The following is a 21407-nucleotide window of genomic DNA, read 5'->3' on the forward strand; positions in this document are numbered from 1 at the left end:
AAATGAAATCTTAGAGGTCAATATGAATAAAACACTTTCAAATCAAAAAAGAAAATTAACAACTATCAAAAATCAAATACTGAAGGCGAGAAATTTTCACTTAGAGGCAGAAAACCTATCTAATACTGAGGCCATTTTAACAGCTCTAAAATCTGATAAGAAAAGCGTTCAAGTTAACTACGAAGAAAATGGTGAGATAAGATCATACCTGTATGATCATGTAGATATGATTGATTCTATAAGTCCGTATCCTCTAGTCTCTAACTTTATAAAAAGTAAAACATCTGAAAACTACCAGTTATTATTGAACGGCTGTTTTTGTTCTGTAATGGCAGATATGGCTTCTGCTAAATATTTGGTTAAAGGAGGCTCAAACTTTGATACAGATATTTGTTTGAATATCTTATTTGCCCTTGCCTATTTAGATGATACTTATGTCGAATTTTTAATTGATAAATTAGTCTATTTTAAAGAAGCTCAAGTTGAAAAAGGGAAGCAACCTATTTTCTTTTCATCCAGTAGTTTATTGCCTTTAGTTGTTTTTCTTTATGGAAATGGACAGGGAGACCGGTTAGCTAGCTTGCTCGAAAATGCCTGTGATGCTAAATATAAACCCTTGGACTCAAACCCTTATCATAATGTGAATGATGCCTATAAACAGGTTATGGAAACTATTTTTTCAGAGGATGTTAATGTTTTTAGAGAAACAATTTTATCCATGTGTGATTATCATTTAGCGAACACCAAAGATAGTCATTTAGTTGAATTCAATACCTTACTATGGCAGTATTTCCCAATTGAAATCTTGATTTTATTAAAAGAACGTCAGAAAAGAGGGTTCCCAATCGACGGGCTTAGCCATCCCTTGCTTGATGACTTTTTACCCTATTTCATGAATGACTTCCAGATATCCGAGCAAAATAAGATGATTCTAGGAACGATCATAGAGTAGCCATGTAGAATACATGGAAATGATGAGCAATCGATTTATAGTAGTATCAATGTATAAGAAACATCCTCTTGAGGGAGTTATATTTCAAAAGTAACAAAAAAGGAAATAAGAAATGAAAAACTATTTACTTGATGAAAGGCTATTTCAGTATCCTGAATCGTTTAAAAAATGTATCGAACTTAATTTAGTTGATTTTGATATTTGGTATTTGTTGGATTCAGAATGGGCCCTGTCTTTGTATGAGGGATTGCAGGAAAGGTACCCAAGCAGAAAGTTGATTCCATTTGCTAAAAGAGGAGATTGTGATGATACAGCTTGTTTTGAAATAGGAAAGGGCAATAAGGTCCAACTCATTCATGATTTTGCTGCAGAAGGCTGGGAACAACGAAAAGAGTTTAACGATTTTTGGGAATGGGTAGAATATGCGGTCAAATGCATGATAGAGTACAATAAAGAGGATGGGATTGAATAATCGCAAGCTCTTTTCTAGGGACGAAGGAACTCGTCTCTAATGATTTACAAGGTAAGGAGAACAAATGGAAATGATCACCCAATTATTAAATGAGATTGAAAAAAGTCTCCAACAGCTAGATCATCCTTGTGTAGACCATCTAAATCCGGGCATATCTTCTCTAAAAATCCAAGAATTGTTTGAGGAAATCCCATTGCAGCCAACTCAGGACTTGCGTGCTCTTTATACTTGGAGAAACGGATCAAAAGATAGTGAGGGGATCACACTCGGTGAGCTGGCATTTTTTCCTGGTTTCTATTTGATGTCTCTGGAAGAGAGTATTCAGACCTACTTAGAACTAAGAGAAACGGATGCTTGGGACAAATCTTGGTTCCCAATTTTTGCCAGTGGAGGTGGAGATTTTTATGCCATGAACCTAGCTTCAGAAGCTCAGGGACAAATTCTTGGTTTTTATGTATTTGAAGAAGAGACCCAGGTCGAATACCGGTCATTGAAATCTATGCTTGCAACCCTTAAAGCATGTTATGAACAAGGCATTATTTTCCGGAATGAACAAGGCTACTTGGATATGGATTATAGGAAGCATGCTGAGATAGCGCATGACATAAATCCAGAGGTGAAGATATGGCTTGAATTCTTAAAGGAGACGTAAGAGGAATGACCAAGGAGAGAAAAATGGCAGTAGTGACTGTATTAAAAAAGATCATTAGACTCTATAAGGAAACAACGTTTATTCCCCAACCAGTGAGTTTTTCAAACGAAAAATTAAGGATCCAGTCCTCAGATTTGACAGGAGAATTACTTGATTATTATCAACATATAGTGTTCAATGAGGATTTATTTTTTGCTAATCAAAATTTTAATATCATTTTGTTGGCATTAGATTCTCCTGCAAGGACAGTCGAATGTTGGGCCTTACAAGATATTCTTCAGTTTAGTGAAGGGCAATTCCAGATATTCGCTACTACAGATACAGATGATATTCTTTTCTGTGATATGCAAGATGAAAAATCACCTGTTTTCGCTGGAAGACCCGGTGATCCTAATTTCTACAAACTCAGTGAAAGTTTAACGGAGTTTTTGGAGTTCTATTTCGCTTTTTCAAATTTGTGGAAACAAAGAGAAGATGTCCCTCTGGAGGAATTTATTGCTGGGACAGGTGACTTAATAGAGCACTACCTTTCCTCAGACGTCCAAGCGACAGCGAAAGAATATCTACTTCGGTAAAATCGACCTGAGAAAAGCCTTTCTCAGTAACAAAAAGTGAATTGGATAGGAGAAAAGAAATGAATGTGAAAGAACTCCTCGAAGAGGTTGAAAATGATCTTGAGTTAGTATCGTATTTAAACCTAATCCCCAAAAAGAATAAGAAGACTCAGATGGATACTATGCACGTGCTCAATCGCTTAAGTTATATCTTGTATCTGTCCGATAATAGTGCTTTATCTCAGTATATGATTGATAAAATGATTCAAGTTGACTTTGATGGTGATTATCGCTATTGGGAACCGGTGCAAAATTCTGCATTACTGGCTATTCTGATAGATGAAGAAAAATATCTTAGACAAGTAAAAGATAGGATTCTCTATGCATTAAATTACGGTGATGAAGCGAGTGTATTTGGGAAAAAAAAGATACACAAACGTTTTTTGACAGGTTTTAGATTGAAGTCTCTTCAAACAGAGTTAGAAAAAGCCAAGGATGAAGTTTCGCGAATGAATAGAAGAATGGGAATCTTATTTCATTTATTGTATTTAAAAGTTTTTTCTAATGAGTTGGAAATCGAGCAGGATATAGTCAATAATGAGATCCAAAACACGATTTCAATCCTTCGTGACTATATTTTAATAAATGGATTTGAGCAACTCTATCCTTTTAAATAAAAGAATAAATGAAAAAAGGAGCAATCATGACACCTCAAGAAATGTGGAATGCATACAAGCAAATCAACCCTTCTATCGGAGATGAGATAGATGCTTGAGCTTTTGGAAAAGAGTAGAATATGGAAATCAAAAAACACTTTGGGGTATACGGAGTCTGTCTTCAAGAGGGAAAAATGCTCTGTATTGAAAAAACAAGAGGCCCCTATCAGCATCGTTTTGACCTACCGGGTGGTAGCCAGGAAGTAGGGGAGGGGTTGACAGAAACCCTCAAGAGAGAAGTTCTGGAAGAGACAGGATATGCTCTTAGCGATTATTCAAACCCTAGAATTTATGATGTGCTGGTTCAGGAGGATGGGCAAGATTTCGCAGTACACCATATCATGGCCTTTTATGATATCGTACTCGATTTCGAAGGCTCTCAACAATCCCTTCCTCAGGAGGTTCTTGATGGAAGTAATGATTCAGCAAATGCCATTTGGCTTCCTCTTGAGCAGATTACCGAAGAAAATGCCTCGCCTTTAGTATTAAAGGCCAAGGCGGAGTTGCGAGGATTTCCAGAATTAGAAATGACAAGCTATAGAAATTGGAAGGTAAAAGAAAAAAGGAGCAATCATGACACCTCAAGAAATGTGGAATGCATACAAGCAAATCAACCCTTCTATCGGAGATGAAATCGATGCTTGGGCTTTTGGAGTGGAAGCAGATCTCTTGGCAGATTTGGTACTAAGAGGCGAAAAGACAGCAACAGCCTCAGCCTACGACCTCTACGCAGTAGAGGACGAACCTCTTCCACAAGAAGGGACCTTTGATGTTATTTTAGACAGCCAAGATCAGGCTGTCTGCATTGTTGAAATTACCAAGGTTTCTGTTGAACCTTTTAGTCAAGTGTCTGCTGACCATGCCTACAAGGAAGGTGAAGGAGACAAATCCCTAGCCTATTGGCGTCAGGTTCATGAGGAGTTTTTCACTGAGTGGCTGAGAGAGGCAGGACTGACTTTTGCACCTGACAGCAAGGTGGTTTTAGAAGAATTTCGTAAAGTTTACCCTCTGTAGACTACTAGAAGGAAGAAAGTTTTGGAAATCATTGTCCAAAGCTCTTTTCTGACTTAAAATATGATAAAATAGGTATGTTTGAACTAGAGCATTTGCTCAGAATTTTAGAATAGGAGAATATGATGCAAGCAGTAGAACATTATATCGAAACATTTGTTCCTGAACATTATGATTTGTTTTTAGACTTGAGTCGTGAGACCAAGACTTTTTCAGGAAAAGTAACCATTACCGGTCAAGCTAAAAGCGACCGTATTTCCCTTCACCAAAAAGACTTGGAAATTGCTTCAGTTGAGGTAGCGGGTCAAGCTCGTCCATATACAGTTGATAATGAAAACGAAGCCCTTCATATCGAACTTGCAGAAGCTGGTTCAGTTGATTTGGTCATCGCTTTTTCAGGTAAAATCACAGACAACATGACAGGAATCTACCCTTCTTACTACACAGTTGATGGTGTTAAGAAGGAAGTCTTGTCAACTCAGTTTGAGAGCCACTTTGCCCGCGAAGCCTTCCCATGTGTGGATGAGCCAGAAGCCAAAGCAACCTTTGATCTAGCTCTTCGCTTTGACCAAGCAGATGGCGAACTTGCCTTGTCTAACATGCCTGAGATTGACGTTGAAAACCGAAAAGAAACGGGCATCTGGAAATTTGAGACAACTCCTCGTATGTCTTCTTACTTGCTGGCTTTCGTAGCTGGTGATTTGCAAGGGGTAACTGCTAAAACTAAAAATGGTACCTTGGTAGGTGTCTACTCAACCAAGGCACATCCACTTTCAAACCTTGATTTTTCATTAGACATCGCCGTTCGTTCTATCGAATTTTACGAAGACTACTACGGAGTTAAGTATCCTATTCCTCAATCTCTTCATATCGCCCTTCCTGACTTCTCAGCAGGTGCTATGGAAAACTGGGGTCTAGTGACTTACCGTGAAGTATACTTGGTTGTGGATGAGAACTCTACCTTTGCCAGCCGTCAACAAGTAGCCCTCGTCATTGCCCACGAGCTCGCTCACCAATGGTTCGGTAACCTTGTGACTATGAAGTGGTGGGATGACCTTTGGCTTAACGAAAGCTTCGCCAACATGATGGAATACGTCTGTGTGGATGCGATTGAACCAAGCTGGAATATCTTTGAAGACTTCCAAACAAGTGGAGTACCAGCCGCTCTTAAACGTGATGCGACAGACGGCGTTCAGTCTGTCCACGTCGAAGTTAAACATCCAGATGAAATCAATACGCTCTTTGACTCTGCAATCGTTTATGCCAAAGGAAGCCGTCTCATGCACATGCTTCGTCGTTGGCTAGGAGATGCTGATTTTGCTAAAGGTTTGCATGCTTACTTTGAAAAACATCAGTATGGAAACACTATTGGTCGTGATCTTTGGAATGCCCTTGGTCAAGCATCAGGTCGTGATGTTGCAGCCTTTATGGATTCTTGGTTGGAGCAACCTGGATATCCAGTTCTCACTGTCAAAGTTGAAAATGATGTTTTGAAGATTTCACAAAAACAATTCTTTATCGGTGAGCATGAAGACAAGAACCGTCTTTGGGTAGTGCCGCTTAACAGCAACTGGAAAGGTCTACCAGATACTTTTGAAACTGAAAGCATTGAAATTTCAGGTTATGCAGCGCTTCTTGCTGAAAACAAAACAGCTCTTCGTCTGAACACTGAAAATACTGCCCACTACATTACTGACTATCAAGGTCAATTGCTGGATGCTATCCTTTCAGAATTAGTGGAACTTGATAACACAAGTAAGCTTCAAATCGTCCAAGAACGTCGTTTGCTAGCTGAAGCAGGACATGTATCATATGCAGACTTGTTGCCAGTTCTTGATAAACTTGCTAAGGAAGAATCTTACCTGGTTGTTGCTGCAGTTTCTCAAGTGATTACTGCCCTTGAGCGCTTTATCGATGAAGGAACAGAAGCTGAGAAAGACTTTAACACTCTGGTTGCTAAATTGGCTCGTCACAATTATGAACGCCTCGGCTTTGAAGCAAAAGACGGAGAATCAGATGAGGATGAATTGGTTCGTCAATTAACCATTTCTATGATGATTCGTTCAAATGATGAAGAAGCTAGTCAGGTAGCAAGTCAAATCTTTGCAGCCCACAAGGATAATCTTGCAGGACTTCCAGCAGCCATTCGTTCTCAAGTCCTTATCAATGAAATCAAACATCACGAGACTAAGGACTTGGTAGCGACTTATCTGGACCTATACACGCATGCAACAGATGCAGTTTTCAAACGTCAATTAGCAGCTGCCCTTGCATACAGTACAGACGCAGAAAACATCCAAACTCTTCTTGCAACTTGGAAGGACAAATTTGTCGTCAAGCCACAAGACCTTTCTTCATGGTACCTCCAATTCCTTGGACACCAAGCTACCCAAGAAACGGTTTGGGTTTGGGCGCGTGAAAACTGGGATTGGATCAAGGCAGCCCTTGGTGGAGATATGAGTTTTGACAGCTTTGTCATCTTCCCATCACACATCTTTAAAACAGAACAACGTTTGGCAGAATACAAGGCCTTCTTTGAACCACAACTTTCTGACCTTGCTCTTAGCCGTAACATCCGCATGGGTATCAAGGATATCGCAGCTCGCGTTGAATTGATTAAACGTGACAAAGCAGCGGTTGAAGCAGTTGTTGCACAATACGGCAAGGCTTAAAACCTTCCAGTCTAAATAGTAATCAAAACTCAATTTTCTCTTGGAAAAACAAGGAAAGTTGAGTTTTTTTTAAGATATTTTTGCTATAATGGATATAATAAGGAGGAATTTTTGATGATTAAAATTCTATTAGTAGAAGATGACCTAGGTCTGTCAAATTCAGTTTTTGATTTTTTGGATGATTTTGCGGATGTCATGCAGGTTTTTGATGGCGAAGAAGGTCTCTACGAGGCTGAAAGTGGCGTTTATGACCTGATTCTCCTTGATTTGATGTTACCTGAAAAAAATGGTTTCCAAGTCTTGAAAGAATTGCGTGAAAAAGGCATTTCGACCCCTGTTCTCATCATGACAGCCAAGGAAAGTCTCGATGACAAAGGACATGGATTTGAGCTTGGGGCTGATGATTATCTAACCAAACCATTCTACCTAGAAGAACTCAAGATGCGTATCCAGGCCCTTCTCAAACGCTCAGGGAAATTTAACGAAAATACCTTATCATACGGTGACTTGACGGTCAATCTATCTACCAATGAAGTGAAGGTAAAGGATGCCTCTGTTGAGCTGCTCGGTAAAGAATTTGAACTCTTGGTTTATTTCCTCCAAAACCAAAATGTCATCTTACCAAAAACTCAAATCTTTGACCGTTTATGGGGATTTGACAGTGACACAACCATTTCCGTTGTAGAAGTTTATGTATCAAAAGTTCGTAAGAAATTGAAAGGTTCAGCCTTTGCTGAAAATCTCCAAACTTTGCGTAGTGTTGGGTATATTTTAAAACATGTTTAAGAAATTAAGAAAGAATTGGTACGCAGAAGATTTCAGCTACTTTATCCGTAATTTTGGTGTTTTCACGCTCATCTTCTCTGCAATGACCTTGATTATCCTGCAGGTTATGCACTCCAGTCTCTACACATCAGTGGATGAGAAACTGCTATCTCTCAGCAAAAATCCTCAAGATATTATTCAATTGGCGGTCAATCGCGCAACTGAAGACGTAAAGGATTTGGGTAGTGGCAATGTCGCTCCAGCATCTGATAAAACGCTAAATGTGAGTTCCAATACTGAAGTGATTTTGCTCGATTCAAATTTGAATCAATTAGTGACTGGAAATCGTTTTTTAGGATTAGATAGAATCACTTTCAATAAAAAGGATTTAAACCATATTCGCCAACTTCATGTTGTGAATAGTTACGGTCAGGATGAAATTTATCGTGTTGTCCTGACAGAAATGAACATTGATTCGGTCTCGACCAATATCAAGTATGCTGCTATCCTGATTAATACGAGCCAACTAGAGCAGATTAGTCAAAACCACGAACAGTTAATCGTGGTCGTGATGGCAAGTTTTTGGATTCTATCTATCTTGGCTAGTCTCTATCTTGCTCGTGTCAGTGTGAAGCCTTTGCTTGAAAGTATGCAAAAGCAGCAGAGCTTTGTAGAAAATGCCAGTCATGAATTACGGACGCCCTTAGCAGTTCTTCAAAACCGTCTGGAAACTCTTTTTAGAAAACCAGAGGCTACCATTCTTGAGTCCAGTGAGAGCATCGCTTCTAGTTTGGAAGAAGTTCGAAATATGCGCTTTTTAACAACCAATCTCCTCAATCTGGCACGTAGGGATGATGGCATCAAGCCAGAGTTCGGAGAAGTAGATCCCGACTTCTTTAATACGACCTTTACCAACTATGAAATGATTGCCTCCGAGAATAATCGTGTCTTTCGTTTCGAGAATCGAGTTCATCGTACCATTATTACAGATAAACTTCTTCTCAAGCAATTGATGACCATTCTGTTTGACAATGCGGTCAAGTATACAGAAGAAGAAGGAGAGATCTATTTTGAGATTTCAACGACAGAGCGCAGCCTTTATCTAACGGTAGCGGATAATGGTATTGGTATTTCTGCAGCCGATAAAAAGAAAATCTTTGATCGTTTTTATCGTGTTGATAAGGCTCGGACACGTCAAAAAGGTGGCTTTGGTTTAGGTTTGTCTTTAGCGAAACAAATCGTCGATGCCCTCAAAGGCTCTATCAATGTTAAAGATAACAAACCTAACGGAACAATTTTTGAAGTCAAGATAGCCATCTCAACACCGTCAAGACGAAAGAATAAATAATTTATTCTTATACAAGGACTGTTCAGTTTGGTCTAAAGAAATCAAAGGCAACTGAATACCTATAATAGTGAAAAGGTTAATTGGTAGAATCATCTACTGATTAACCTTTTTCTTTTAATTATGATAAAATAGGATGAATGGTATTTTAGCTACTTTGGAATTTAGAGGTATCATGATAATCACCTACAATCAATTATGGCAGGCTTTTCATAATTGATTCACGACATAAACGGATGATATCTTATCAATATCACTGAAATATACACAATAAATAATGCCCAGGAGCATAGATCAAATGAGTACAATCCTCTCAAAAAAAGAAATGACAGAAGAAGACATTAAATTTCATTATATAAGTCCTGCTATTGTCTCTAAATGGGATAAAGATAAGATAACCATGGAGACAAAAATAACTGATGGGAAAATTAATCTTCGTGGAAATTTAATCTCTAGAGAAAAGCCAAAGAAAGCAGATTATGTACTCTATCTAAATCCTAACAAACCAATTGCTATTGTAGAAGCAAAAGATAATAAGCATAGTATCTCTTATGGCTTGCAGCAAGCTATGACCTATGCTGAAATGCTTGATGTTCCTTTTGCTTATAGTTCTAATGGAGATGGTTTTTTTGAACATAATTTTTTAACTGGAAAAGAAAGAGAACTTTCTATGGATGAGTTTCCTACTGAGGAGGAGCTCATAAATAGATTCAAGGCGGAATCGAATCATGGAGAAGGACTAAGTTCGCAAGAAGAAAAGATCATTGATCAGCCTTACTTTTCGAGTATGAACTCTTACCCTCCTAGATATTATCAAAGGGTTGCAGTAAACAGAACAGTGGAACAAATTGCATCAGGGAAAGATAGACTCCTTCTTGTGATGGCGACTGGAACAGGAAAAACCTATACTGCATTTCAAATCGCCTACAGACTGCTTCAAAGTGGGATGAAAAGAAAAATATTATATTTGGCTGATAGAAATATCTTAGTCGATCAGTCCATTCAACAAGATTTCGCACCACTTGAAAAAGTTATCCATAAAATCAATGTAGCAAAGGATGATCCAAGTACCATCACTTCCCATCAAGTATATTTTTCACTGTATCAGCAGCTTGTTGGAGATGATGAGGTGGAACATTTTTCTGAACTTTTTAGACCCGATTTCTTTGATCTCATTATCGTAGATGAGTGTCATCGCGGTTCTGCTAAGGAAGAATCCAGATGGAGGAAAATATTAGAATACTTTTCTTCTGCTACACAGATAGGGATGACTGCAACACCAAAGGAAACAAAATATGTATCAAACATCAATTATTTTGGAGAACCTATTTATACCTACTCTCTAAAAAAGGGAATTGAGGACGGCTTTTTAGCGCCATTTAAGGTAATCAATATTTCAACTGATATTGGTGAGGGCTGGAGACCAGTCAAGGGGCAAAGAGATAAATTTGGAAACCTCATTGAAGATAGAGAATATAACAACACGGACTACGATTACAACATCATCATAGAAGATAGAACCAATCAAGTAGCTAGTGAAATAACAAAATATCTAAAAGCGACAGACCGTATGGCAAAAACAATTGTTTTTTGCCCGACAGAAGAAGCTGCTGAAAGGATGAGAATTGCCCTCGTCAACCATAATGCTGATATGGTAAAAGAAAACCCAGATTACTGCGTTCGTATTACAGGCAGTGATGATTATGGAAAAAGTAAGCTAGATTACTTTATATCTGTGTCTGAAAAATACCCGGTTATCGCCACAACATCTAAACTTCTATCCACAGGTGCAGACTGTAAGATGACGAAACTGATTGTCTTAGATGAAATGATTGGTTCTATGACAGAGTTCAAGCAAATTATTGGTCGTGGTACCAGACTTCGTGAAAAAGAAGGAAAGACCCACTTTGTCGTGATGGACTTTAGAAATGTTTCAAGACTTTTTGCTGATCCAGAATGGGATGGTCCAATTGAAATTGATGATGACTTTGACCCTGAAAACAATCCTAAAGGTGGAAAAAGAAATGGAGGTGGAGGTCTTACCCCACCAAATCCTCCTGCAATAAAACCAATAGTGGATAGAAATGGTTGCAGAGTTGAAATCATTCACAAAACAGTCTCTGTCTATGATACAAATGGTAAATTACTGAGACAGGAAAGTATTGTCGATTATACCAAAGAAAATATCAGGGGAGAGTATGCGACATTAGATGCCTTCATTCGTGAATGGAGAAAAGACCCCAAAAAAGACAAAATACAAAGCATACTTTTAGAACGTGGGATTGACATAAAACAGCTCAAAAAAGAACAGGGGATGGAAGAAGTCGATGATTTTGACTTTATCTGCCATATTGCCTTTAATCAAAAACCACTGACTAGAAAAGAACGAGCAGAAAATGTAAAGAAACAGGATTTCTTTAGTCGCTATAATGGAGTTGCTAAAGAAGTTTTAGAAGCCCTACTCGATAAATATATGAATAAAGGAATTACCGAAATTACGAGTACGGAAGTTTTGAGATTAGATCCTTTTATGAAACTTGGCAAGCCATCTAAAATCGCTAGTTATTTTGGAGGAAAAGATGGCTATAAACATGCTGTAGAAGAATTACAAAATGCAATTTATAACTAAGGAAGGATTTAATAATGAGTAATCTATCAGGATTTATAAAACGATTACGAGATATCATGCGTAACGATGCAGGGATCAATGGAGATGCCCAAAGAATTGAGCAAATCACATGGATGCTCTTTCTAAAAGTCTACGACGCAAAAGAAAGTGACTGGGAAATGAACGAGGACGATTACACTTCCATCATTCCCAATGAATGCCGATGGATTAACTGGGCTCATGATGATAAGTCTGGAGTTGCTCTAACGGGAGATGATTTATTGAATTTTGTCAATAATACGCTCTTTCCAACACTAAAAAACTTAGCAGTAACTCGTGAGACACCAATCAAAAAAGCAATTGTTCAGACAGTTTTTCAAGATGCTAATAACTATATGAAAGACGGAGTCCTTCTGAGACAAGTTATCAATGTCATTGATGAAATTGACTTTGGAGACTATAATGAAAGCCATGCCTTTGGAGAAATCTATGAGACTATCCTAAAAGAACTACAAAGCGCAGGATCTAGTGGTGAGTTCTATACACCTCGTGCAGTAACGGACTTTATGGCCAAGATGATAGAGCCTAAGATTGGTGAAACCATGGCGGACTTGGCTTGCGGTACAGGTGGCTTTATCACGAGTTGGCTCAAAGAGCTTCATCAAAAGGTAGAGACGGTTGCTGATGAAGAAGCCTATTCGTCGTCTATCTATGGAATTGAAAAGAAACAATTTCCTTACATGCTGGCGGTTACCAATATGCTCCTTCATGATTTGGATGTTCCGCAAATCTATCATGACAATACGCTCCTTAGAGATGTCCTCGACTATACAGATGATGACAAATTTGATGTGATCCTGATGAACCCTCCTTATGGTGGTTCCGAGAAAGCGGATGTAAAAAGTCATTTTCCGTCCGATTTAGCCAGCTCTGAAACGGCAGACCTTTTCATGTCCGTTATCATGTATCGTCTAAAAGACAAGGGACGAGCAGCTGTCATCCTGCCAGACGGATTTTTATTTGGTACCGATAATGCCAAGGTCAATATCAAAAAGAAACTCTTAAATGAGTTTAATCTACATACCATTGTCCGTTTGCCGTCTAGTGTTTTTAGTCCCTATACATCAATTACGACTAATATCCTGTTCTTTGATAAGACAGGACCTACAAAGGAGACTTGGATTTATCGACTAGACAAACCAGAAGGCTACAAGAACTTCTCGAAGACAAAACCTATGAAGTTAGAGCACTTTGAGCCAGTTATATCCTGGTGGCATGAACGACAAGAAATCCTAGTGGACGGTTTTGATAAGGCCAAGAAATTTTCAAGAGAAGAGCTAGAGGAAAAGTACGCCTACAATCTCGATCTATGTGGTTACCCACATGAAGAAGAAGTCATCCTGGCCCCACACGACCTGATCCATCAGTACCAAGAAGAGAGAGCCAGCCTCAATGCAGAAATCGACCGAGTTTTAGAAGAGATAGAAAAACGACTGGGAGGTAAGATTCAATGACCCCCCAACAGTTAAAAAATGCCATCTTGCAACAAGCCATCCAAGGAAAACTAGTCGAGCAAAGAGCAGAAGAATACGTTTCTACAGAATTATTTAATGCCAAAAAAAATATAGATATGAATGTACCAGAATTCGAAATTCCAAACAACTGGAAATTAAGCACAATTGAAGGTGTATCTAAAGTCATATCTACAAAAAAGTATCAAATTAGAGAATCTGAGACTTTAAAAGATGGTTTATATCCAGTTATTAGTCAGTCAAAAGAAGCAGTAATAGGATATTTCAATGATACAAACAAATTATTAGTAATAAAAAAACCTGTAATTATTTTTGGTGATCATACAACTGTTGTAAAATATATCGATTTTAATTTTGTGGTTGGTGCAGACGGAATAAAAATTTTCGAACCCATAGATGATATCGAACCTAAATTTTTAAAATATAGTATTGATTTTTTGAGCATTGGTTTAGAAAAAAAAGGTGGTTATAGTAGGCATTATAAATTTATAAAGAATTTGTCGTTGCCAGTCCCCCCACTCGCAGAGCAGAAGCGGATTGTAGAGAAAATCGAAGAGCTCTTGCCTCTGGTTGAAAGATATGAAAAGGCCTGGACTAGACTAGAAGAACTCAACAAAAAGTTCCCTCTCGATATGCAAAAAGCTATCCTTGGGCAAGCCATCCAAGGAAAACTAGTCGACCAGAGAGCAGAAGAAGGCACAGGTCAGGAGCTTTATAAAGCCATCCAAGACGAAAAGGAAAAGCTGATTGAGGAAGGCAAACTCAAGAAACAAAAAGCCCTTCCTAACATCACAGAAGATGAAATTCCCTTTGAAATACCTGATACCTGGAAGTGGGTGAGGTTGGGTGAGATTTCTAAATCTGTACAATATGGATATAATGCACCTGCAAAAAATAAAGGGCGAATCAAAATGGTTCGTATAAGTGACATACAAGGCGATTCTGTATGTTGGGATACGGTCCCATATTGCGATATTCGTGAAGAGGAAATAGAGCAGTACTTACTAAAAAATAACGATATTTTATTTGCTAGAACAGGAGGAACTGTTGGAAAATCATTTTTGGTAAAAAATATAAGAGAAAAGGCAATTTATGCAGGCTATCTTATTAGAACTCAATATGGAAAAAATATTGTTCCTCAATTCTTAAAATATTTTATGGGCAGTGAATTATATTGGGCACAATTACGTACTGGTACGATTGCTACGGCACAGCCTAATTGTAATGGGCAAACTTTGTCAAAGATGATACTTCCCCTTCCCCCTCTCGCAGAGCAACAGCGGATTGTTGAGAAAATTGAAGAGCTCTTGCCTCTGGTTGAAAAACTGAAATAACTCTGACGGAGACATCTAGCGAGCTGGATGTCTTTGTTAGTAGGTGATTGAATTTTCGTAAAACTTATACTCAATGAAAATCAAAAAGCAAACTAGGAAACTAGCCGCAGGTTGCTCAAAACACAGTTTTGAGGTTGTGGATAGAACTGACGAAGTCAGTAACAAATATACGGCAAGGCGACGTTGACGTGGTTTGAAGAGATTTTCGAAGAGTATTAGACAATCTTGAAGTCAAGATAGCCATCTCAACACCATCAAGACGAAAGAATAAATAAAAAAACCTTCGATTCATCGAAGGTTTTTATCTGAATTTTTTCTTGATAAAAGTGCGCTGCAATTGTAAAGCGACAAGACTGAGGCCGATAGCCAAAGCAAATGATAAAACAGTGTTCAATTTTAGCGATAAGAACATAAAACTAAAGATAGCTAAAAAGACGCAGAAGCAAGCAATGTTTACAAAAAATAGGACTTCCTTTACACTAGCAACAGAAGTATTCTCTGGAACATAATCTTGATACTGAGCAGTTTTTATACTTTCTTGTTCGAACTCATACGGGTGTAGTTTTCTTGCGGGCATATTTCTCTCCTTAACAGTACATACTATTTTATCATTTTTTAAAGAGAGAATTATTACAGAATGGTTACAAATTGCATAAAATCTGTTTTCAAGGTCAAAATTGGATTTCTCGACATGCTTATGGGAAGATAATAGGATGGGTAAATCGTTTAACCTTTATCATATTTTTCTATCTGATACGAGGAGAAGTTTGATGGTTGAAGCGAATAAAAATCATACACAGATGCAAATAAATTCAATTTTGAAGGAAGGACAGGATTCTTTTAAATTGTCATCAGACACACTTTTCTATATAGCAGATTTTTTGGAAATGTGGTATAATCTTCTCTATGGAAAAGATTATTATTACAGCAACTGCTGAAAGTATTGAACAAGTAAAACAGCTACTTGAAGCTGGTGTCGACCGCATTTATGTCGGTGAGAAAGATTTTGGACTTCGTTTGCCAACGACCTTTAGTCATGATGAATTGCGTGAAATCGCAAAAATCGTTCATGATGCAGGCAAGGAGTTAATCGTTGCGGTCAATGCTCTTATGCACCAAGACATGATGGATCGTATCAAGCCATTCTTGGACTTTTTAGAGGAAATCAAAACGGACTACATCACAGTTGGAGACGCAGGTGTTTTTTATGTGGTTAACCGTGATGGCTATTCTTTTAAAACAATCTACGATGCGTCAACCATGGTAACTAGCAGTCGTCAGATTAATTTCTGGGGACAAAAAGCAGGAGCATCAGAAGCTGTCTTGGCGCGTGAAATCCCATCTGCTGAGCTCTTTAAAATGCCTGAAATTTTAGAAATTCCAGCAGAAGTTTTGGTATATGGGGCAAGTGTGATCCACCATTCTAAGCGTCCACTCTTGCAAAACTACTACAATTTCACGCAAATTGATGATGAAAAATCTCGTCAACGTGATTTGTTCTTGGCTGAGCCAAGTGACCCAGAGAGCCATTATTCTATTTTTGAGGACAATCATGGAACCCACATCTTTGCGAATAATGACCTTGATTTGATGACCAAGTTGACTGAGTTGGTAGAACATGGTTTCACTCATTGGAAGCTTGAAGGTCTCTACACTCCAGGGCAAAACTTTGTAGAAATTGCGAAACTCTTTATCCAAGCGCGCAATTTGATTCAAGAAGGTAACTTTACACATGACCAAGCCTTCTTGCTTGATGAAGAAGTTCGTAAGCTCCACCCTAAAAATCGTTTTCTTGATACTGGATTTTACGACTATGACCCTGATATGGTTAAATAAAAATGACAAAACCCGACATAAATTGTTCGGGTTTTTCTAGTGCAAGGATGAATTTGAAGCGTATTCATGATATAATAGAAGTAGCTCTATTTGGAGGTGTATAAGTGGAAAATCTGAAAAAAATGGCAGGGATTAAAGCTGCCGAGTTCGTCAAAGATGGTATGGTTGTCGGACTTGGAACAGGCTCAACTGCCTACTATTTCGTAGAAGAAATAGGTCGTCGCATCAAGGAAGAGGGCTTGCAGATTACAGCTGTAACGACTTCTAGTGTGACCAGCAAGCAGGCAGAAGGACTCAATATTCCTCTTAAGTCTATTGATCAGGTGGATTTTGTAGACCTGACGGTTGATGGTGCTGATGAAGTAGACAGTCAGTTTAACGGCATCAAAGGCGGTGGTGGGGCCCTTCTCATGGAAAAGGTTGTCGCAACTCCATCTAAAGAATATATCTGGGTAGTTGATGAAAGTAAGCTAGTAGAGAAACTAGGAGCCTTTAAATTACCAGTAGAAGTTGTTCAATATGGTGCCGAACAGGTCTTCCGTCGATTTGAACGAGCTGGCTATAAACCGAGCTTCCGCGAAAAGGATGGCCAACGTTTTGTGACAGACATGCAGAACTTTATTATCGACCTTGATCTTGGTCTCATCGAGGATCCTATTTCTCTTGGGCAAGAATTGGACCACGTCGTTGGTGTTGTCGAGCATGGCTTGTTTAACCAAATGGTGAGTAAGGTCATCGTAGCTGGACAAGAGGGCGTTCAGATTTTAACTTCAACAAAAGCAAAATAATCAAAATAATAAGGAGACATACTATGCCAAAATTTAATCGTATTCACTTGGTGGTACTAGATTCTGTAGGGATTGGTGCAGCACCAGATGCTAATAACTTTGTTAATGCTGGGGTACCTGATGGCGCATCAGATACTCTTGGACATATTTCAAAATCAGTAGGTTTGAATGTCCCAAATATGGCAAAACTTGGTCTTGGGAACATTCCTCGCGAAACACCATTGAAGACAGTTCCAGCTGAGAGCAATCCAACAGGTTATGCGACCAAGCTTGAAGAGGTATCTCTAGGTAAAGATACTATGACTGGTCACTGGGAAATCATGGGGCTTAATATCACTGAACCTTTCGATACTTTCTGGAATGGATTCCCAGAGGAAATTTTGACTAAAATCGAAGAATTTTCAGGACGTAAGGTTATTCGTGAAGCCAACAAACCATACTCAGGAACAGCAGTAATCGATGATTTTGGACCACGCCAAATGGAAACAGGCGAGTTGATCATCTATACATCAGCTGACCCAGTTCTTCAAATCGCAGCTCACGAAGATATCATTCCTTTGGATGAACTATACCGTATCTGTGAATACGCTCGTTCGATTACGTTAGAGCGTCCAGCTCTTCTTGGACGTATTATTGCGCGTCCTTATGTTGGTGAGCCTGGAAACTTCACTCGTACGGCCAACCGTCGTGACTTGGCTGTATCTCCATTTGCGCCAACAGTTCTTGACAAATTGAATGAGGCTGGTATTGATACATATGCAGTTGGTAAGATTAACGATATCTTCAACGGTGCTGGTATCAACCACGATATGGGCCATAACAAATCAAATAGCCACGGTATAGATACCTTGATTAAGACCATGGGACTTCCTGAGTTCCAAGAAGGCTTCTCATTTACCAACTTGGTAGACTTTGATGCTCTTTACGGACACCGTCGTAATGCGCACGGCTATCGTGATTGTTTGCATGAGTTTGATGAGCGCTTGCCAGAAATCATGGCAGCAATGAGAGAAGACGATCTTCTTTTGATTACTGCTGACCACGGAAATGATCCAACCTATGCTGGTACAGACCATACTCGTGAATATATTCCACTCTTGGCATACAGTCCAGCCTTCAAAGGAAATGGTTTGCTTCCAGTTGGACACTTCGCCGACATCTCAGCAACAATTGCAGAGAACTTTGGTGTTGAAAAAGCCATGATCGGTGAAAGCTTCTTAGATAAATTAGTTTAAGATGATTCGCTACGCTTTACTTGTTAGAGGAATTAATGTCGGTGGAAAGAACAAGGTGGTCATGGCTCAACTGCGTCAAGAATTGACGGAGTTGGGATTAGAAAATGTAGAAACCTACATCAATAGTGGCAATATTTTCTTTAATAGCATTGTGCCTAGAACTAAATTAATAGAGAAATTACAGGCTTTCTTTGAAAGACGCTATCCATTTATCCAGAGTTTTTCCTTGTTGTCTAACCAAGACTATGAAAAGGAGCTTAGCAATCTTCCTGATTGGTGGACCAAAGACCTAGCTCGAAAAGATGTGCTCTTTTACACTGAGAACTTGGATGTGGACCAAGTCATCGAGAAAGTGAACAGTTTGGAACTGGTCGATGAAGTGCTTCATTTTGGGAAATTAGGGATCTTCTGGGGTAAATTGTCAGAAGCTAGCTACTCTAAAACAGCTTATCACAAGCACTTGCTTAAGATGCCTTTCTATCGCAATATTACCATTCGTAACGCTAATACCTTTGACAAAATTGGTCAATTTTTAAGACAGAAAGAAGGAGATACCTAATGACACTATTAAATAAAATCAATGAAACAGCAGCATTTTTGAAAGGCAAGGGAGTAGAAGCGCCTGAGTTTGGTCTAATCCTTGGTTCAGGTCTTGGAGAATTGGCTGAAGAAATCGAAAATGCAGTCGTAGTAGACTACTCTGACATTCCAAACTGGGGTCAATCCACAGTAGTCGGACATGCTGGTAAATTGGTTTATGGTGATCTTGCTGGACGTAAAGTCTTGGCCCTTCAAGGACGTTTCCACTTCTACGAAGGAAACCCATTGGAAGTGGTGACTTTCCCAGTTCGTGTCATGAAAGTTTTGGGATGTGAAGGAGTTCTTGTAACCAACGCTGCTGGAGGTATCGGCTTCGGTCCTGGTACCTTGATGGCTATCACTGACCACATTAACATGACAGGTCAAAACCCATTGATCGGTGAAAACTTGGATGACTTTGGTCCTCGTTTCCCTGATATGTCGAAAGCTTACACTCCAGCCTACCGCGAAATCGCCCACAAAGTGGCTGACAAACTTGGCATCAAATTGGATGATGGAGTTTATATTGGTGTGACAGGTCCTACCTACGAAACTCCAGCTGAAATCCGTGCGTACAAGACACTTGGCGCTGATGCTGTAGGTATGTCAACCGTTCCTGAAGTCATCATTGCGGCTCACTCAGGCTTGAAAGTTCTCGGTATTTCATGTATCACTAACCATGCTGCAGGATTCCAAGAAGAACTTAACCACGAAGAAGTGGTAGAAGTGACCGAACGTGTCAAAGGCGACTTTAAAGGCTTGCTTAAAGCGATTCTTGCAGAACTATAATCATGTTACAAGAGTTGAGGAGTAGTCTTCAGAAGATTCCATATAACCTCAAATTAGTCCTAGCGGTCATCATGCTAGGGCTAGTTTCAGGCATATTCGGAATTTTGCTCCATTATCTTTTAGAGCTGGTTGAAGAAATTGCTTTCGGTCAGTCAGAGCATAACACTGGATTCTTGACAGATGGGGTTGCCTCATCACGTATAGGCTTCAGTTTAATCATCGTGGGTGTCAGTTCTGCCTTGGTCTGGTATTTCTTGCAGAGAAAAGCAAAGATTTTTTCCATCAAAGCGCAGATGAAGGATGAAACATCACAATACAAGCTTCATTTTTTAAAACAACTAGTTCATTCAATTTGGCAGATTATTGCGGTTGGAGGAGGGGCACCTATCGGTAAGGAAGCTGCGCCACGGGAGATTGGAGCTTTATTTGCAAGACCTATTGCCAACATTTTTTCTCTCTCCGTGAAGGACCAAGTTTTTCTCATTGCCTGTGGAGCTGGTGCGGGTTTAGCGGCTGTCTATCAGGTTCCGTTAACGAGTGTGTTTTTCGTTTTTGAAACCTTGGGGATTGCTTTGTCTGTCAAACGTTTTTTCTTAGTCGGTCTGACTACATATGTGTCAGCCTATATAGCAAGCTTTGTTGTTTCAGATCATGCTCTCTACCAGATTACAGCTATGACTTGGTCACTAGGTGATATGTGGCTAGTTCCCTTATTAGTTCTTTTCCTGACTCCACTCGCTTGGCTTTTTGGTCGATTGAACAAACAAGCTTCTTCAAATAGGATAAAGGACAAACGGATACTCTATACTCTTCCTGTAGTATTTCTTTTCCTTGTTGGATTGGCTAGCTATTTGCCTCATCTACTTGGAAATGGGCGTATGATGGCTCAGGAGATTTTAAACGGCAGTAATGCCAAGACGGTAGTTCTCTTATTTGTCTTGAAAGCCGTGGTCGTTTTACTCACCCTTTGGGCAGGTGCCTATGGCGGTACCTTGACCCCATCTTTTGCCTTGGGGATAGCAGGAGCTGCTCTTTTGACCATGATTTTAGGTGGTGGCCATCAGCCAGCAGTCTTGCTATTAGGTTCGGTTTGTTTTTTAGCTGTGACCTTGAAGGCTCCCCTATCTGCAACTGGGTTGGTAATGGGTTTCACTGGTCAGTCATTTGAGGCTATACCTTTTCTTTTGGTGACTGCTTACTTGGCATTTGGTTTTGCTAAAATACTGGATCGGATTCCTTGGGAGAAATACTTGCGACCAGAGACAAGGATAAAAGAATCTTGATAAGAATACTCTAGTTTTTCTAGTCCAAATGAAGCTCGAAATCATACTGATACTGTTTTTCTTATGCTATATTTGCATGTCTGCAACTAGTTGATATCACTATCTTTGGTATCTAATCAAAAATACATTTTAGTTTTATAATCATTATCATTTTAAAAGAAAGGTAGAGCGTGTGTTCAGATTTGAACACGAGTGGAAAGCTTTTCTGAATAAAAAAATACACACAGAAAGGAAGGGCATGTGTTCAAATTTGAACACGAGCGGAAAGCTCGGAAAATAGATAA

General features: G+C 39.2%; 20 protein-coding genes and 1 pseudogene. 20 read left to right on the forward strand and 1 reads right to left on the reverse strand.

Annotated features, from left to right (window positions below):
* Positions 1 to 22 precede the first annotated feature (22 nt).
* The 14 genes and pseudogenes from ACVC7R_RS00235 to ACVC7R_RS00300 all read left to right on the forward strand — a co-directional run bounded on the left by ACVC7R_RS00235 (position 23) and on the right by ACVC7R_RS00300 (position 14613).
* Positions 23 to 952 carry a hypothetical protein gene (locus ACVC7R_RS00235; protein ID WP_447263011.1) on the forward strand — a complete coding sequence of 310 codons (930 nt, stop codon included), beginning with the start codon at positions 23 to 25 and terminating at the stop codon, positions 950 to 952.
* A gap of 112 nt (positions 953 to 1064) precedes the next feature.
* Positions 1065 to 1424, forward strand: coding sequence for a hypothetical protein (locus ACVC7R_RS00240; protein WP_447263012.1), 360 nt, complete (start codon positions 1065 to 1067; stop codon positions 1422 to 1424).
* Between the two features lie 64 nt (positions 1425 to 1488).
* Positions 1489 to 2076, forward strand: coding sequence for an SMI1/KNR4 family protein (locus tag ACVC7R_RS00245; RefSeq protein ID WP_447263013.1), 588 nt, complete (start codon positions 1489 to 1491; stop codon positions 2074 to 2076).
* 23 nt (positions 2077 to 2099) lie between these two features.
* Positions 2100 to 2651 (forward strand): hypothetical protein, encoded by a 552-nt coding sequence (locus ACVC7R_RS00250; RefSeq protein WP_447263014.1) that lies wholly within the window; start codon positions 2100 to 2102, stop codon positions 2649 to 2651.
* Positions 2652 to 2710: 59 nt separating this feature from the next.
* On the forward strand, positions 2711 to 3307 hold the full coding sequence (locus ACVC7R_RS00255; protein ID WP_447263015.1) for a DUF6707 family protein: 597 nt from the start codon (positions 2711 to 2713) through the stop codon (positions 3305 to 3307).
* 26 nt (positions 3308 to 3333) lie between these two features.
* Positions 3334 to 3402, forward strand: a pseudogene (locus ACVC7R_RS00260) (ASCH domain-containing protein); the annotation flags it as partial.
* 24 nt (positions 3403 to 3426) lie between these two features.
* A complete protein-coding gene (locus tag ACVC7R_RS00265) occupies positions 3427 to 3978 on the forward strand; it encodes an NUDIX hydrolase (RefSeq protein WP_447263016.1) in 552 nt (183 codons plus the stop codon).
* Positions 3920 to 4360: an ASCH domain-containing protein gene (locus ACVC7R_RS00270; protein WP_447263017.1), complete on the forward strand. Its 441-nt coding sequence runs from the start codon at positions 3920 to 3922 to the stop codon at positions 4358 to 4360. Before ACVC7R_RS00265 ends, ACVC7R_RS00270 begins: the two co-directional genes overlap by 59 nt.
* A gap of 122 nt (positions 4361 to 4482) precedes the next feature.
* The gene (locus tag ACVC7R_RS00275) at positions 4483 to 7029 is read left to right on the forward strand and encodes a M1 family metallopeptidase (protein ID WP_447263018.1); all 2547 of its coding nucleotides are present in this window, start codon (positions 4483 to 4485) and stop codon (positions 7027 to 7029) included.
* Positions 7030 to 7143: 114 nt separating this feature from the next.
* Positions 7144 to 7815 (forward strand): response regulator transcription factor, encoded by a 672-nt coding sequence (locus tag ACVC7R_RS00280; protein ID WP_447263019.1) that lies wholly within the window; start codon positions 7144 to 7146, stop codon positions 7813 to 7815.
* Positions 7808 to 9142, forward strand: coding sequence for a sensor histidine kinase (locus ACVC7R_RS00285; RefSeq protein WP_447263020.1), 1335 nt, complete (start codon positions 7808 to 7810; stop codon positions 9140 to 9142). The genes ACVC7R_RS00280 and ACVC7R_RS00285 overlap by 8 nt, the downstream gene beginning before the upstream one ends.
* A 295-nt stretch (positions 9143 to 9437) precedes the next feature.
* Positions 9438 to 11768: an EcoAI/FtnUII family type I restriction enzme subunit R gene (gene hsdR / locus ACVC7R_RS00290; RefSeq protein WP_447263021.1), complete on the forward strand. Its 2331-nt coding sequence runs from the start codon at positions 9438 to 9440 to the stop codon at positions 11766 to 11768.
* Positions 11769 to 11782: 14 nt separating this feature from the next.
* Complete coding sequence (locus tag ACVC7R_RS00295; RefSeq protein ID WP_447263022.1) at positions 11783 to 13261, forward strand: type I restriction-modification system subunit M; 1479 nt, start codon at positions 11783 to 11785, stop codon at positions 13259 to 13261.
* Positions 13258 to 14613, forward strand: a complete 1356-nt coding sequence (locus ACVC7R_RS00300) for a restriction endonuclease subunit S (RefSeq protein ID WP_447263023.1) — start codon at positions 13258 to 13260, stop codon at positions 14611 to 14613. Before ACVC7R_RS00295 ends, ACVC7R_RS00300 begins: the two co-directional genes overlap by 4 nt.
* A 301-nt stretch (positions 14614 to 14914) precedes the next feature.
* Here ACVC7R_RS00300 and ACVC7R_RS00305 read toward each other — a convergent pair whose 3' ends face one another.
* Positions 14915 to 15190 carry a DUF3270 family protein gene (locus tag ACVC7R_RS00305; protein WP_447263024.1) on the reverse strand — a complete coding sequence of 92 codons (276 nt, stop codon included), beginning with the start codon at positions 15188 to 15190 and terminating at the stop codon, positions 14915 to 14917.
* A gap of 329 nt (positions 15191 to 15519) precedes the next feature.
* Between ACVC7R_RS00305 and ACVC7R_RS00310 the strand changes: the two genes are divergently transcribed.
* The 6 genes from ACVC7R_RS00310 (at position 15520) to ACVC7R_RS00335 (ending at position 21123) form a co-directional block, all read left to right on the forward strand.
* Positions 15520 to 16449, forward strand: coding sequence for a peptidase U32 family protein (locus tag ACVC7R_RS00310; RefSeq protein ID WP_447263025.1), 930 nt, complete (start codon positions 15520 to 15522; stop codon positions 16447 to 16449).
* A gap of 104 nt (positions 16450 to 16553) precedes the next feature.
* A complete protein-coding gene (gene rpiA / locus ACVC7R_RS00315) occupies positions 16554 to 17237 on the forward strand; it encodes a ribose-5-phosphate isomerase RpiA (RefSeq protein ID WP_447263026.1) in 684 nt (227 codons plus the stop codon).
* A 23-nt stretch (positions 17238 to 17260) separates the two neighbouring features.
* A complete protein-coding gene (locus tag ACVC7R_RS00320) occupies positions 17261 to 18472 on the forward strand; it encodes a phosphopentomutase (RefSeq protein ID WP_447263027.1) in 1212 nt (403 codons plus the stop codon).
* A 1-nt stretch (position 18473) separates the two neighbouring features.
* Positions 18474 to 19031, forward strand: coding sequence for a DUF1697 domain-containing protein (locus ACVC7R_RS00325; protein WP_447263028.1), 558 nt, complete (start codon positions 18474 to 18476; stop codon positions 19029 to 19031).
* Positions 19031 to 19840, forward strand: coding sequence for a purine-nucleoside phosphorylase (locus tag ACVC7R_RS00330; RefSeq protein ID WP_447263029.1), 810 nt, complete (start codon positions 19031 to 19033; stop codon positions 19838 to 19840). The genes ACVC7R_RS00325 and ACVC7R_RS00330 overlap by 1 nt, the downstream gene beginning before the upstream one ends.
* A gap of 2 nt (positions 19841 to 19842) precedes the next feature.
* Positions 19843 to 21123 (forward strand): chloride channel protein, encoded by a 1281-nt coding sequence (locus ACVC7R_RS00335; RefSeq protein ID WP_447263030.1) that lies wholly within the window; start codon positions 19843 to 19845, stop codon positions 21121 to 21123.
* Positions 21124 to 21407: the final 284 nt, after the last annotated feature.

The sequence above is a fragment of the Streptococcus sp. Z554 genome (genome assembly GCF_053010305.1).